16 protein-coding genes are annotated in these 15,465 nt (G+C 38.8%); 7 read left to right on the top strand and 9 right to left on the bottom strand.

Annotated features, from left to right (window positions below):
- Positions 1 to 158 precede the first annotated feature (158 nt).
- Entirely contained in the window at positions 159 to 2,174 is a 2,016-nt protein-coding gene (locus PDL71_RS09295) for a tetratricopeptide repeat protein (protein ID WP_407520238.1), read from the bottom strand.
- A 198-nt stretch (positions 2,175 to 2,372) separates the two neighbouring features.
- Between PDL71_RS09295 and PDL71_RS09290 the strand changes: the two genes are divergently transcribed.
- From PDL71_RS09290 to PDL71_RS09260, 7 genes are all read left to right on the top strand, one after another.
- Complete coding sequence (locus tag PDL71_RS09290; RefSeq protein ID WP_407520236.1) at positions 2,373 to 3,644, top strand: OmpA family protein; 1,272 nt, start codon at positions 2,373 to 2,375, stop codon at positions 3,642 to 3,644.
- Positions 3,645 to 3,762: 118 nt separating this feature from the next.
- The gene (locus PDL71_RS09285; RefSeq protein ID WP_407520234.1) at positions 3,763 to 5,115 is read left to right on the top strand and encodes a glycosyltransferase; all 1,353 of its coding nucleotides are present in this window, start codon (positions 3,763 to 3,765) and stop codon (positions 5,113 to 5,115) included.
- A 31-nt stretch (positions 5,116 to 5,146) separates the two neighbouring features.
- A complete protein-coding gene (locus PDL71_RS09280; RefSeq protein WP_407520232.1) occupies positions 5,147 to 5,368 on the top strand; it encodes a hypothetical protein in 222 nt (73 codons plus the stop codon).
- A 34-nt stretch (positions 5,369 to 5,402) separates the two neighbouring features.
- Positions 5,403 to 6,242, top strand: coding sequence for a hypothetical protein (locus tag PDL71_RS09275; RefSeq protein ID WP_407520231.1), 840 nt, complete (start codon positions 5,403 to 5,405; stop codon positions 6,240 to 6,242).
- Positions 6,243 to 6,416: 174 nt separating this feature from the next.
- Positions 6,417 to 7,193: a hypothetical protein gene (locus PDL71_RS09270; RefSeq protein WP_407520229.1), complete on the top strand. Its 777-nt coding sequence runs from the start codon at positions 6,417 to 6,419 to the stop codon at positions 7,191 to 7,193.
- A 28-nt stretch (positions 7,194 to 7,221) separates the two neighbouring features.
- Positions 7,222 to 7,707 (top strand): GIN domain-containing protein, encoded by a 486-nt coding sequence (locus PDL71_RS09265; RefSeq protein ID WP_407520227.1) that lies wholly within the window; start codon positions 7,222 to 7,224, stop codon positions 7,705 to 7,707.
- Positions 7,708 to 7,905: 198 nt separating this feature from the next.
- Positions 7,906 to 8,589, top strand: coding sequence for a hypothetical protein (locus PDL71_RS09260; protein WP_407520225.1), 684 nt, complete (start codon positions 7,906 to 7,908; stop codon positions 8,587 to 8,589).
- A 211-nt stretch (positions 8,590 to 8,800) separates the two neighbouring features.
- Here PDL71_RS09260 and PDL71_RS09255 read toward each other — a convergent pair whose 3' ends face one another.
- From PDL71_RS09255 to PDL71_RS09220, 8 genes are all read right to left on the bottom strand, one after another.
- Positions 8,801 to 9,496: a GIN domain-containing protein gene (locus tag PDL71_RS09255; protein ID WP_407520223.1), complete on the bottom strand. Its 696-nt coding sequence runs from the start codon at positions 9,494 to 9,496 to the stop codon at positions 8,801 to 8,803.
- Positions 9,497 to 9,593: 97 nt separating this feature from the next.
- Complete coding sequence (locus tag PDL71_RS09250; RefSeq protein WP_407520221.1) at positions 9,594 to 10,190, bottom strand: hypothetical protein; 597 nt, start codon at positions 10,188 to 10,190, stop codon at positions 9,594 to 9,596.
- Between the two features lie 86 nt (positions 10,191 to 10,276).
- A complete protein-coding gene (locus PDL71_RS09245) occupies positions 10,277 to 10,780 on the bottom strand; it encodes a GNAT family N-acetyltransferase (RefSeq protein ID WP_407520219.1) in 504 nt (167 codons plus the stop codon).
- 35 nt (positions 10,781 to 10,815) lie between these two features.
- The gene (locus tag PDL71_RS09240) at positions 10,816 to 11,256 is read right to left on the bottom strand and encodes a hypothetical protein (RefSeq protein ID WP_407520217.1); all 441 of its coding nucleotides are present in this window, start codon (positions 11,254 to 11,256) and stop codon (positions 10,816 to 10,818) included.
- A 64-nt stretch (positions 11,257 to 11,320) separates the two neighbouring features.
- Positions 11,321 to 12,241, bottom strand: coding sequence for a hypothetical protein (locus tag PDL71_RS09235; protein WP_407520215.1), 921 nt, complete (start codon positions 12,239 to 12,241; stop codon positions 11,321 to 11,323).
- A gap of 39 nt (positions 12,242 to 12,280) precedes the next feature.
- On the bottom strand, positions 12,281 to 13,720 hold the full coding sequence (locus tag PDL71_RS09230; RefSeq protein WP_407520213.1) for a DUF5689 domain-containing protein: 1,440 nt from the start codon (positions 13,718 to 13,720) through the stop codon (positions 12,281 to 12,283).
- A gap of 200 nt (positions 13,721 to 13,920) precedes the next feature.
- Positions 13,921 to 14,703 (bottom strand): hypothetical protein, encoded by a 783-nt coding sequence (locus tag PDL71_RS09225; RefSeq protein ID WP_407520211.1) that lies wholly within the window; start codon positions 14,701 to 14,703, stop codon positions 13,921 to 13,923.
- Positions 14,704 to 14,749: 46 nt separating this feature from the next.
- A complete protein-coding gene (locus PDL71_RS09220) occupies positions 14,750 to 15,448 on the bottom strand; it encodes a hypothetical protein (RefSeq protein ID WP_407520209.1) in 699 nt (232 codons plus the stop codon).
- Positions 15,449 to 15,465 lie beyond the last annotated feature (17 nt).

Genomic DNA, 15,465 nt, shown 5'->3' with positions numbered 1-15,465 from the left:
CAAAAATAACAAAGAAGCGGCGGAATAGCGGTCAGTTCATACAATGGCTTCCACAATTCATACAGGATTTTGTACAATTCATACAAAGGTCTGTACTGCAGCTATCAATACCGGGCATTTATCATATATCACCTACAATCAGCAGCGGGCAACATAACCTATTGAATCTTTATAAAATCGGCCAAGGCACCCGTTCCCTTTACATAAGATTTCCAACCGGAATTCATCCCCAGTGTATAACCCCCTTCAATGCCGCCAATGGTTCCACCAATCTTTCCTTTTTCACCTACGCTAATAGGATTATCAGCTATCTTAACGGATGCCTTACCCATCAACCCAAAATCACTGAACTCATTATTATTGTCAAAGGAGATGTACACCATCTGTTTAATATCCGCACTTCCTGTTTCTTTAAAAAACTTGGCCTTTAATCCAACGCCTGCAGCAAGCGTGGTAGTTCCTGTTCGAAAGTTATGTTCATACATACCCTGGAGTAATTTACCGCCTTCAATGGCATACTTGTTACAATCAGCTTTCAGCTTGGCAATCACAACATCAAATTCAATATTCAAAGCCTGCGGACATTTCAAATCCACATTACGGCTGGAAGCAATAATGCTGTCAGCTTCGTTTGTATTCAACTGCACAGAACATTCCATAGGAGGATCCAGGAACTGCCCCATACCCGTGCCCGATAAAAAGATGAAGTAACCATGAAGTGCTTTGTACACCATTATTTTATTTCCTGCACTTGGCTCCAGGGAAACAATATTGATTAAATCATTAATATATTCCCGCCAGATACCAATGCCCCTTTTAGCCCTTGCAGTTACAAACGCATTGTACTGCTGTACAAATGCATCCATAATGGGTTTCTTCAAGTCACAACATTTTTTAATATAAGCTTCATATACTTCATGCGTTGCACCTGCCGGAGCAACCGGGCATTCCACCGCTGCCAGTTTACGGTGATAATCATTCAGCAACTCTGCAATATGATTTAGATCCAGGTCTGTAAACAAGCTCAACTCCTGTGGCGTGTACACTTCATGCAAATCATGGAGCAATGCCTCAACCAGATCAGCATAAATACCGGGAATACGTTGCCCGTCAATTCTGATCTCTTCTTTTGACAATAAACTTTTTTCATTCCAATATAACATCTCATTGGTTACGGATTGACCAAAGGATTCCATTTTTGCTAACGCCGTTCTTGTTTCATCGGTACGTTCCGGTAAAGGAGCATGAGTGAATTTGCCCAACTGTATTTCATCAAAGAAATTCCGTTGGGGCATATTGGGGCGTCTTTTACGCAGCCTGTACAAATTCAAAGCACTGTTTTTGCTACGCATTAAAGCAAGTGTACTGCGCCGCATAGCCGTTTCGAGCTCTTTTTCAAAATACTTCATTCCTTCTTCATACTCCTTATAAAAAAAACGGATCATTCCCATACTACGATTAGCTTCAGGATGATACGGATCGCTTTGCAGACATTGCTTTAAAAACAGTTCAGCCATACCAATATCGCCCAAACCCAAATATGCCTGTCCCATATTATTCAGCAGCATGCTGTTGTCAGGTTCATTTTGTAAATGATGCATCAGGATAGGAATGGCTTTATGTTCCAGCCCGGTCATATTCATCATGGCAGCAAGATTATTCCAGCCAATGGCTTCTGATGGATTTTTAAGTACAGCATTCATTGCAATGAGTAATGCCTCCACAGGTTTATCACCATAAAAAGCACCAATGGCAGAACCGTGTTGTTGCTCCGGAGTTTGAACGGCAGTTATATTTTTTACTTCTTCCACAATGACTTTTGGCGTTACACTCTCTAATTGTTTTTTAGATTGCAGTAATCCATCAGCCAGTTGAATGAGTGTGGGAGGCTGTTTGGGAATAAGGGCAAGCCGCTTCATGTCTTTAGGAGGCATTTTAACTTCAAAATCCGGCAGCAGCATTTCATCCAGCTTAATATTAGATTGTGCAGCTATCTGCTTCGCCTGCATACTGGATTGTTTTAAAATTTTTTGCTTATAAGCTTCCAGTTCAGCCGGGCTCATTTTCATCATCGCATTTACATCGGGCATAGCCGGGTTAACCGGTTTTTTTGATTGCGACTGAACTGAAAGATGGAAAGAAAGCATCAACAGCAGAAAAAAGTATTGTTTCATCCGTTTGTTTTTACAACACGAAAATAGAATGCAGAGCCAAACTGCTCAACCCTGCTGTAGATGAACTGCGTTATTGCCTGCATGAATTGTTTGCTTAAAAAAGCAGTGCATTTCACACAACATATATTTCAATTCATCACACCTCCTCATAAAAACTTTGAAACAGGTTTTCATATTTGCATTTTAAAACACAAAACCATGCAACGAAACCTTATCATCATTCTTTTAGTTACCATTGCCCCCTTCTTAGTACAGGCACAAAACGGAAGCGGCCTGCTGAATAAAATCAAAAACAAAGTAAACAACCGGGTTGATAAAAAAATTGATGGCGAAATTGATAAAACCCTGGATAAGATTGAAGGCAAAGAACAAACAACAGCGAACAATTCAAAAACAAGTGAAGCATCATCAGTTAACAATGGTTTACAGTCATTCGCCAAATACGATTTCATTCCCGGCGAACAGGTTATTTACAGTAATGATTTTGCTGCAGATGCCATGGGCGAACTGCCTGTGGGCTGGAACAGTAACGGTACAGGCGCTGTTGTAACGATTAACGGGTTAGCCGGCAAATGGGCACAACTGAATCAAAACTCCGCTTACTTAACTGATAACAAAGATTCACTCACGGAGAATTTTACCGTAGAATTTGATTTGGTATTACGACGCACCAATCCCAAAGCACCTTTCCCTATGTTGGTGTTTGGTGTACTTGCATCAGGCACTTATGAGCCCGCCGCCAATGAATTACTGAAAGACTATACCTATACGTTTGCTACCGAACTAAAAGTTCAGCCTTATGATAACAATGCTTCACATATGCACCTGCATACCTACAATGAAAGAAAAAAATACCTGACCACCGACATCAAAAAGTTTGGCGTGTTAGAGCAATACTTTAATAAAGTAATTCATGTGGCCATGCAGGTGCAGAAAGAACGATTACGCATCTGGTTTAATGAAACTAAACTCTACGATTTACCAAAAGCAATTGTTGCGGGTTCCATCATCAACCAATTGTATTTTGATGTAAAGCGCTATGGCGGAGCAGATGCAGAAGTGGGTTATGCAATCGGCAATATCAAAATGGCGAAAGGCCTGCCGGATACAAGACACAAACTGATAGAAGAGGGTACGTTTTCAACTACAGGCATTTTATTTGATGTAAACACAGCCACCATCAAACCTGAAAGCAGCGGCGTACTGAAAGAAATTGCTGATGTATTACAACAACACGCTCAGTTAAGAGTAAAAATTATCGGGCATACAGATAGTGATGGAAGCGATGCATCCAACCTGGAACTATCCAAAAAAAGAGCGGAAGCAGTAATGCAGGCTTTGATCAAAAATTATGGAATTGATCGCTCCCGGCTTGAGAGTGATGGCAAAGGCGAATCGGTTCCGGTGGGTGATAATAAAACCAAAGAAGGTAAGGCACAGAACCGGAGAGTAGAATTTATAAAACAATAAGACACCGGTCGTTCAGCCCTTCAATTCATAACATATTATCATCAATTCGTTCAGGCATGCAGGAAAAAACGTAACAGATCAATTTATTATTGACTATCATTTAAACCTTAACATCATCATGAATCAAACTTTAAACCTCAATGGTAAACGTATTCTGTTTGCCACAGTACCGGCAGACGGTCACTTTAACCCGCTTACAGGCATTGCCAGTTTTTTACAATCCAAAGGATTTGATGTGCGTTGGTATGCTTCATCAGCTTATACTGAGAAGTTAGAACAGATGGGAATACCCCACTTTACCTTTAAAAACGCATTGGATGTTACAGCAGCTACAGTAGATGCCCGGTTTCCGGAAAGAGCAAAGATCAACAGCCAGATCAAGAAACTCAATTACGATCTTGAACATTTTTTCATCCGCCGCTCTACAGAATACCTGGATGACATACAGGATATCTACAATGCATTTCCGTTTGATCTTATGATTGCAGATAATTTATTTACTGCAATTCCCTTAGTAAAAGAATACATGAAAGTGCCCGTTATATCTATCGGTGTAGTTCCTGTAATGGAAGAATCAAAAGACCTGGGACCTGCGGGGCTTGGATTAACACCGGCTTCTACCTCATGGGGCAAATGGAAACATGCACTGCTTCGTACCATAGCCAAAAAATTCCTGTTCAGAAAATCAAACAAACTAATGCATAACCTGCTCAATAGCTATGGAGTTTATGCAGACGATGTGTTTTTGTTTGATATGGTTACAAAACTGTCTGACTATGTATTGCAGATAGGCACTCCGGGCTTTGAATACTACAGAAGCGATTTAAGCCGTAACATCCGCTTTGCAGGTGCATTGTTACCATGGACCCGTTCCAAAAACCGTAAACCCTGGTACGATGAACGATTAACGAGGTACAATAAAGTGGTACTGGTTACACAAGGCACAGTTGAAAAAGATGTAAACAAGCTCATCGTTCCCACATTAGAAGCATTTAAGAACAGTGATACATTGGTGGTTTGCACTACAGGCGGATCAGAAACAGATACATTAAGAAAAAAATATCCTTACAACAACATTATCATTGAAGACTTTATTCCTTTTAATGATGTAATGCCGTATGTGGATGTTTATGTTACCAACGGTGGTTATGGCGGAGTAACGCTGGGCATCCAGAATCGTCTTCCACTGGTTGTGGCCGGTGTACATGAAGGTAAAAATGAAATTTGTGCACGTATCGGTTATTTTAAATACGGCATCAATCTCAAAACAGAAACACCCAAGGCTTCACAGGTAAAAGCAGCTGTAGAAGAAGTTTTAAACAACGCAGTGTATAAACAAAAGATTCATTGCCTGGCTAATGAATTTGAGCAGTATAATGCCAATGAACTCACACTGAAGTATGTAAATGAAGTATTGCGGAAATCAAACAGGAAACGGGCAACTACCCTTCCAAACGAACAGGTTTACTAACCGTTACATATCACCATAAAAAATCATCATTATGAAACAATACCTTCTTTCATCAAACAATACTGGCACCGTTAACGACTGTGCTGAAAACAAGTGTATCAACTGCTTCAATAACAATAGCTGTATTTACAGACGAAGTGCTTTTGAAATGCCACAGCAGGAATCTACTTCTTCCAAAAGCATTAAAGAAGAATTACAGCAATTTATAAAAGGAGCAACAGAACAAAACTTCAACTACAGGCTCTTCCTGTAAAACATATTTTATTCATCAATTAAAAACTTTCTTTATGAACAGTTACATTAAAACAAATAAATACATTCCGGGTTTTATGCTGTTAACGCCGGCAGTTCTCACAACGGTATTTCTTTTTTCATTTACTGTAAAAACATTTACCGGCGATTTCTTAAAACAATTAGGCATCTCCAAAAAAGATGCAGAGGAAAGAATTGTAAGCACCATTCTTTCAGGCTCCTTTAATGAATACGGGCTTCGTAATGCTAAAAATATAGCAACAGGTAACAGGGCAGCCATTGTTAAAGACGTACTGGTGTACAGTAAAAGTTACATTAACAGTGCTGCTTTTATAAAAGCATATAATGACTTAAAACAAAATCAGAAGCCACAAATACAATCCTTGCAAACACCGGAGGAAATGCAGAAAGAATTGATAGAAAGGAGCAAGAAATCAGTTGCTGAGATGGAAGCCAGTGCACAAAAAGCGGAGGCCTCCTTTAAACCCATGTTTGAAAAAATGGTGGTAGATGCCAAAAAGCAATTGAAAGAAGCAGAAGACCCCAATAACAAAATGATTGCCACCTACCGTAAAAACTATCCCCAGGCTGTGAAAGATGCCCAAAAGGGTAATGAAAAACTTTTAGCTGACTGGGAAGCGAAGTATCCATCAAATCATTTACTGTTTGTAAAAATGCGCATGCAACAGTTTCTTGATGAAACAAAAGACATTGACTTTAATGCACAATTGGTTGAAAAGAACGGAAATAAATATTTTGCAAACAAAGTATATGAAAGTAAAAGCTATCGTTGGAAAATGGGATTTCGTGCAGGCAGGGAAGCAGTGGAAGCTGCCCGAACATTTGTTGAGCAATGGATGAATGAAATTCACTAATCCATCATAACATTCACAAAAACGAAAGAGTCCTGCAGGACTCTTTCGTTTTTTTATTAACGCATTTGCAATTCATACTATTAATCGTTCAATTCATGCAGTACCTACTTTTTAAGCATCAATTACCGCTGCAATTTTGAGTTCATAATTATTTAATCACTAAAACCTTTCATCATGAAAAAATTCTTGATTCTTCCCCTGGCCATTATTTTGTTTACCGCTTCCTGTACTAAAGACAAAGGAAAAAACGAAGCCGGTATATTTAAAGGACCGGAAGTTCAAATGCACCATGGCAAAGCATGGACCTGGGTGCAGTTAAGCAGCGATGGCAAACTGGAACGTATTGCTGTTTCAATTGATAATGATGTGCTCAACAGTGTACCTACAGGCGGCGGCAATAACAACGGCGGACATTCACACGATGACAATGCAGCTTTACTCTTCCATGAAAAAGCAAACGGAATTGTATTTAAGCATGTATGGTTAAACTGGAATCCTGAAGGACATCCTCCTGTCAACATTTATACAAAACCGCACTTTGACATTCATTATTACACCAGCACATCTGCCGAAAGAAATACTTATGTAGATCCCGCCAAATTAAATGCTGATCCTGCTGAAGGTTATTTACCACCAATGCATGTAGGTGCCGATCCTGTACCAACCATGGGTAAGCATTGGGTTGATGTTACTTCACCTGAATTAAACCCGAACAACCCGCAACCTTTCACGCAAACATTTATTTATGGTTCTTATGACAGCAAAGTAGTTTTTTATGAACCCATGATAACACTGGATTTTTTGAAAACCACTGCTAACTTTGAAAGACTCATCCCCCAACCTGCTAAAGTTCAACAAAGCGGCTACTATCCTACTAAAATGAGAGTACAAAAGCAAGGCAATGCCGTTAGCATAATCCTTGAAGGCCTCGTGTACAGAACCGCCTCCTGATCACTTAAACAATTAAAACCTTATCACGATGAAACAATTAATGATCACTTTCGTAGCCCTTGTTCTGGGTTGCACAACATTTGCACAGGCAGATGCTGAAAAAAGAACGGAGAACAAAACGATCAAAGTTGCTGCACCCGTTACTTCTATTGTTTTAAATAACGGCGTCAACCTTGTATTGATTGATGATATTACAAATGACGTGTTCATTGAAGGCAGAGCCGGCTTTGTTCATTCAGTAGATGTAAGTTTCAAAGACGGTGAACTTATTATTTCAGGCACGGAAGAGCATAAAGAAAAGGCGGTAGCGGTTTTTGTGTCTGCCCGTTTTTTAAAGAGCATTTTAGTAAACGGCAATTCTATTATTGGCAGTTACCAGACACTTCAGAATAACGGATTGAATATTACAGTTAATGGCGATTGTAAAGTCATGATCCGCTCATTAGGAAAAGTAAATGTAACAGCTACGAACGATTATACGTTTACGTATCAATCAAGAAAGATAAAGAACTGAGTTCCGTATCAATAGTTGGTTTAGGTTAATGCCGGCAATTCTTTGCCGGCATTTTTCAAAGCCTTATAAAAGAAAGCAGGCATTAATAAAATCTCCAACTCATACGGCCGAAACAACGGTTCATTGCACCCGTCATTGCTCAGCAAAACTCACTTTCTGAACTTAGCATTATTAACTTAACAATTAAACCTTATTATTATGCAACGCTACAACCTGTTTTACATGATTCACAAAGGCCTGCGTGAAATGCTTTACACAACAGCCGGCCAATTACAAAAAATTGATTTTACAGTATCAGAAGAAACAGAGCCTGTATTTAACCAGGTTACACAGGTACTGAACCTGTTTGACAAACATGCGCATACAGAAGATCATTTTGTTTTAACTGCTATTGAAACATACGAACCATCTGTAGTTAATTTGTTCGAAGAAGAACATGTGCTGGATCATGAACTCAGCAATAAACTCCGCTCCCTGCTTACCATGTTTGATGGATTAACACTGGATGCCGAAAAAACAGAACTGGGCAGCGCTATTCGCCTGGCATTTACTGAATTCCTGGTATTTAACCTGAATCATATGGCCAAAGAAGAACGGGTGCTGAATCAATTGCTCTGGAATTATTACAGCGATGAAGAACTGCATGGCATCACACAACAGATCATTGCTCAATTACCACCGGAACAGATGCAGGAGTACAGCACCTGGATGATGCGTGCCTTAAGCAACCAGGAAATCATTGGATGGTTAAAGAGTATTAAAGACAATGCCCCTGATTTTGTATTCAACGGCATGCTCAGTTTAGCTGAAAAAGAATTACCTGAAGATCGTTTACAAACAGTTTTAAGCAATATTACAGAAGGCGCTTTACTGGCTTCCTGAAAAAAAAGCAGATCCGCTTCAATTCAATAAGTATACACCGGGATTACAAAAGGTAATTCCGGTTTTTTATAAATAAAGAAACCCCGCTAAGAATAGCAGGGCGCTTTGTATATGTACCTAAACTACTGACTAACTGAAGCTGAATTAAGATCCGCAGTACTTTAAAAAAGAGGCAGCTTTCGCCACCCCTTTTATCATCACACTCAAACCACTATTCTGCAATAACTCTTGAATTATCTATTTCGGCAATAAATTTATTACCGGGATTTCCTTTATAGTAAATAGTACTGTTTTGCACGGCACTTGCATTAATCACATCAGCCGCATGAATGCGGATAGTAGAATTTTTAGCAGCTATAGCATGACCAAGCGAAGAAAGAACAGCATAAGAATGAACAACACCCTTGTTATCCGCCCTCACATATACTTTTTCTGCACTGCCCTTTAGTAAAAGCTCTGAATTATCGAGTACATTCATTGTAAACTGGGTCACATTCATTTGTACAGAAGCATTTGAATATTGACCCACTGTACCTTCTACTTCCGCAGCTTCTGTAAAACCGGCTATGTCTGCAGTGGCCCTGTTATAGATTTGAAAACCACGCAAAGAAGGCATGGCAATAGTTATTAAAACTTCTTCATGCACACGCAGTGGATTTTTGTACTCAATAAACAATTCACCGTTTGCCACGCTTGCATTCATATCATCCAGATCAATTTGCCGGCCTCTTGCTGCAATAGAATAATTATCGGACCTGGTAATTTGAATTTTAAAATTACCTCCCGTACTTACCTTATTGAAGTTTGTAAAGGAAAAAAGGAGTTGAGAAGGTGGCACCGGGCTGGTGGGCTTTTTACAGGATGAAATGATAACCACCAGTACCAGGACTGAGAATAATTTTTGCATGATGATAAGGTTTAATTAAGAAGAAACTAAGTGCTCAAAATTCAGGTAATAAGAACAAAAAATAAATGCATAAATATGTGAATTTGTAAACGGGTCTTTAAAATCCTGCCTTAACATCCTTATTCGGCAGTTTGCTGTAAGCAGCACGGTGTAAAATCAACCGTTCATTTGCCTGGTCAGCCGTTACCTCAATCCACCCGTTGTGTCTTTGATTATTGATACGTATTTGAAAGGGTAAAAATGCTTTTTGAGCCGTTAGCCAGTTACCACGCCATAGAACAACACCATTTTCAAACAAAACTTTTTCAAAAAGATTTATTTCAGAAGCGCTATACCATTCATATTCTGTAAAATTTGCAAGCGGCACAAGTGCACCCTTTTGCATTACAGGTATTTGTTCAATACTATTTACAGGCACACCCGTATAAATAGACGTAAGGATATTAAACTGAAATTTATCCACTTTGTTAACAAAGTCCCCTACCCGAAGGACTTCAAAAAGTAAATCAACCCTGTTGTCCTTATTAATATCTACAACGGCATCCTTCAGGTATTTTACTTCAAGGTCATTGAGATTGGAGTATATCATTTCAACCTCCGGCAAAGGAGAAGGATTTTCCACTGCTGTTTCTTTTTTGCAGGAGCCGAAGGTTATGACCAGAAAAAGGACTATTACTAAATTCTTGCATTGCATGATGATAAAGTTTGTACAAATTTGAGCAACTTTCAGACAAACAACAATCACATAATCATGTGAAAATAATCCAACCATCCAGAAGCTCAGAACTCCAATTTCCATTTAAACTCAGTATCAGTTTCACCAACTTTAATAAAGTTATTTTTCTCAAGAACTCTGAAAGAAGCAGTATTTGTTTTTTCAGTAGATGCTTTGATTGACTTTACTAATAACTGCGTTTTAGCCCATGAAATAATTCCTTGTACTATTTCTGTCATATATCCCTTGCCCTGAAACGCATCATAAGTACCATAACCAATCTCAATTTCCCCGGCAGCATTCGGCTCGCCAATGATGCATAAATCACCAATAATCTGATTACTTTCCTTTGCAATTGCAGACCACAATGTATTATATAAATAGTCTTTTGAAGTATCAGCTACATTCGGAAGAATGGTTTGTTCTAACGCTTCCTTTAACTCAGGCGATATCGTTCTGGAAACCGTATTTAATTGCAACTCTTTCTCCAATGACCCATCTGCAGCTATATATTTTACTAACTGAGTGTAGGTTAAAGGTTTCAAAATGAGCCGTGCTGTTTCTATCATAAAATTGAATTACCTGAACAATCAAAAGAATCTCGCTATAAATTCACAGGAAACTGCTTTACCTCTACCGCTGCAGGAATGGTTTCACCAAAACCGTTTTGAGTAACCTGATTTGCCGCATCTACATATTTAAACGCTCTTGATACACGCAGTACCTGGCTGCTTTGCCAAATATCGTTAAATTGTTTACTTAAGGTAAAAGGAGCAGCAGTAACAGCAAATTCACGAATGCTTCTTAAACTGAATGTAGTATCCCATAAGGCCAGTACTTTGCCGTCTTTTATATTTTCTTTTGCTACCGATAGTTTGAGCTCAATTTTCAGGCCATCATAAACAGGTGCCGAATAATCCCTGGCCTGTGCAATTTGAAACTGAACAGTTTTTGTAACTGGTAGCTCGTTGGGTTGTGGAGGCTTTTTATAACAGGAAAAGCAAAGAAAAATAGCTGCAATTGAAGTATTGATTTTGATTGTCATACATTTTTATTTTAAAACCCATAGAATTTGTATCAAAACAGGAATACATAACTATATTTATCTGCTACCAGTACTCTGTTACTATACCGCCGTCCTGCACATAACGGTTCCTGGATGGATCCCACCGGATGCCACGACCCATAATAATATCAGTTGATTGCTTCATGAAGTTTAATTCATTTTGTATAAGCCCCCACTGCTGACCATGCAATTGCTGCATTTGTGCATTGGTTTGAGCAATCGCCTTTTGATATGCATTCCGTTCATCCGGTGTCAGGTGTTTTTCACCTACGTATTGAGCTTTAACAAACACTTTGTCTAAATAACTCATCTTCGTCCAGCGCCACTCCACCAGTCCCATATTGCTAACACCCCGCATGAGGATTTTCTTTTTTTCATTATCTAGTTTCAACCATTGAGCAGACAACTCTTTATAAGCCGCTTCCCGTTGCTCTTTGTTGAGAGCTATTACTTTTTGACCCTTCAATTCCCTGTTGATAAAGAACTCACAATCCAGTAAAGCATCAGCCGTTTCTTTTATAAATGGAATTTCACCGGTTAATAGTGGTGGATGGGCAGCAAAATAGGTTTGTAAATACCAACGACTATCTTCAGCTTTTTTACCGTCTTCAATTAAGTCAATGATGAGAGCAGAGCGAATCTGTTTGATTATAGCCTGCAGTTCTGCTTCGCTATAATTAAACAATTGCTGTGCATACTGCAGATTATTGGTAATGTTTTGCATGCCATTATAATCACGCCTAACCCAGTAATCTTTAATTAACCGGAAATGCTTTTCCTTTTGTTGTGGAGTATAAGTAACATCCAGCAATTTTTGAACAAGCAGCGCATGCTGTTCCATCATTGAGTTTGTTAAAAGAACGGGTGATTGATAAACTACACCTTCATGCAATTCCTGCGCTTGTAAGGATTGCCAGGATAAGAAGAAGATGACTGTAATAAAAATATTCTTTACGCTTTGCATATAAAACTCCGCACTTTTTTATTCTAAACAAATGAAGTTTTAATAAATTGACTCACCGTTAAGTGGAAGTATAATATATTGCCCGTTTTGCTCTACCAATATGCCTACTACCGTTACCTTTCCCTGCGGGATAATCCTGTTACGGAAACTGGCAAATGATTCTGTACGTACGATGGCTGTTTTCTTTCCGTCAGTAATAGTGCGATCGCCCTGTAAAGTTGCAACTCCATTAGCCTGGGTAAACGATACATTACTAAGCGATACTACCCTGCCTTCCATTGAAGTTGCTGATTGATACAAATCAGATACAGAGTAAGTTGGAATTACATAAATATCCCATCCTGTTCTGATAACGGCGTTATTATCTACCTGCTTAATTTCAAGCGCTCCGTTACGTTCTGTTATCACCGAACCTTGAATATTGATTATAACTCTTTCCCCATAAGTAAGTGTGTTATTTGATGTAAACCTTACAGCAATACCTCCTGTACCATCTTCAATATAGGCTATAGCAGGATCAATATTATCGTTTACAGAAGTCACTAACCCGGCAATGAACGTTTGGGTCCACAGATACGTATCTGTACCCATATAAGTACTACGGATGGTTTGAATGGGCGTACCGGTTGGCAAAGGATGATCATCATCTGCAATCGTAAAGTTTAACTGGTTTTGCATACCTGCTTCCAGGTCTTCAGATGTTGTGCTTATGCCGAAGGTAACAGAACGCATAGCAGTTTGCACGGCATCATTTACCGGTTTGATTTTAAAACTTACAGTAGCCTGTCCCTGTAAAACGGGAATCCGCAGTTTACCATTCACCATAGCAGGTTCTGTTGTAAAATGAGTGCCGTAAGTTGCATTGGCAGAAGTAAAAGTAACATCAGCAAATCCGTTAGAAAAAGCCATAGGTGTAATAAGCACCTGGGCTGTATAGCCGTCAGTATTGGATTCTACTACGGATGCATTAGCCTGTGCAAAAGAAAGCGACGCCTTAGTTTCATCGTCTGTAATAACAATTTTTGCTGTGCTTCTGGCATCAGGTTTAATTCCTCCTTCTGAGGTGATGGTAAACTGAATTTCACGAATACCGTCCTTTAAATTGTTATTTACAGGAATAAGTTTAAATGTTGTTAACTGTTTTCCTGCTTCTACGTTTAACCGGAGTTTGCCGTTCACTGCTTCAGGTTGCGTTGTGAAATCACGGCCGTATTGGGCGGTAGCAGAAGTAATATTCATAACAACGGACTCAGCTTTGGAAGTAGCAGATGAAAAACGAAGTTCGTAACTCGTTTCGCCGGCATTTTCTGTTAATGAATACTCTGCATTACTAAACTGGGTTGTAACTACTGCCGGCTGATTAGGATTGCCGGGGTTTTGCGGCAGGTCATCCTTTTTGGAGCAGGAGGTTAATACTAAAAATGCAATTCCGAAATTTGAAAACTTTTTTGTGATAAGGTTTAAGGTTGATGATAACATGATGATTTGTTTTAGTGGTGCAAAGATGCGCTGCAGAACCTCCTTTTTTTACCACATGATGATGTGAAAGACGCAATGAACAAGGGGGAGACCATCACATATTTATGTCAAAAAAAAGACCGGGCGTGTGAAAACCCGGTATTTTACTCATCTAAAATTTGTTTGATCTTTTCCTTTAAACTTCAGCAAATCTGAAAATATTAATTACTATATGATAATTTTATTTTATACCGCCACATTTTCCCGTTAATCTCCTGCTCGAGTTTCAACACTTCGTTTGTTTTTTTGCTGATCCAGAAAACCTCTTTATTTCCTTTTTCTTCGTGCACTAAAAGCCAACAGTCAATTTTACGGTTGTCATATCCCTCCAGTTGTGCTGTACCAGTTACTGTATAAGCAACATTCTGCGTCGCTATAGATCCGGGATCGTAATAAGGAATTAAAAAAGTGACTTTATCTTTATAGGGTAATAAAGAAAACACTTCCAGGTCAAGATGCCAGTTAAGGGTGAAAATCTCCCATGATTTTTTATAAGCCTCCCATACCCGTTTCTTCTGCAATGAAGTATCCGCATCAGACAAAGCAGATCCATTAAGGTATCCTTCTTTCTTTGTAAAATCAAATCTTGAACTTCCTCTTTGTTTCCACCAGCTTTCATGAGAAATGGTTTGAAATGTCGATGCATCTGCAACAGATTTTGTAGTATGCATAATTGAATCTTTATCCTCCCAAACCTGTGTGACTATAAATACAGGTTTACCGTTATCAAAACCCCGTTCTGTAGTACGGGTCCAGAATTGAGTATTGGTGCGTGAAGCACCGGGGTTCATTTTAAAATATACAAGATACCTGCTTGTGCCTGATTTGAGCTGAGAAATATTGATATTATCAGGAGTAATAAGAACCGTATCTTGTGTTTGACCATAACTATTCAAATAAACACTACTGGTTAACAGAATAAATAAATATTTAATAAACTTCATACTATTTTTTTTGAGAGTAAATACAATATCAAACCCTTATATATTTTCATGTTGCTAATTCAAAAAACTCCACATAAATACCCAGCAGTACATGCCAGATCAAATAATGACCCAACCTAACCGCCAGCGAAGCCACAAATCCATATTTCAAATAACTTCTGAACTGCCACGCATTCATGGCTATGCCGCTGAGTGTTGCATATACAATAAACCACCAGGCATCGTCAGGAAATTGCTGAACAGGCTCAATAATGCTTGTTAAAACACCAAGAACAATAATGAACATATTCTTCCCCCGCCCTTTCAAAAGCATTGTATTCAAAAACAGAAAAACGGTAAGAGGAATCATTCGATAGTACAATTCAATTTCTATTGCACCGGAAGTGTACAGAAAAGTACTGTAAGGAAATGGCTGCAAAAAAGGAGGAAGTTCAGTGTAAGGCTCCGGGTGTAAAATAAGCTTAATCACCAACACATCCAGCAAACCAAAAACTATTCCTATACCAAACGTAGCAACCCATCCGTTCTTTTTTTCATTAATGGTCTGTACTGCCGGTAATGAAGCCTTTTGCTGCAGAAAAAGTAATGGAAGCAAAGGCAATACAATTAATAAATTATTCCAGGACCACTGCCTGATGCTGATTCCACTATTACTCAAGGCACTACCATAAATAATAGTGACAATTACAACTGCAAATAAAAGTACAGCTGCCAGAAGTTCATGTTTGTATTTTTTTAAAAGCATAAAATGCAATTATTTAC

Origin of the sequence: Lacibacter sp. MH-610, from assembly GCF_045780045.1 — a bacterium.
Lineage (GTDB): Bacteria > Bacteroidota > Bacteroidia > Chitinophagales > Chitinophagaceae > Lacibacter.
This window is presented reverse-complemented; position numbering and strand designations above follow the sequence as displayed.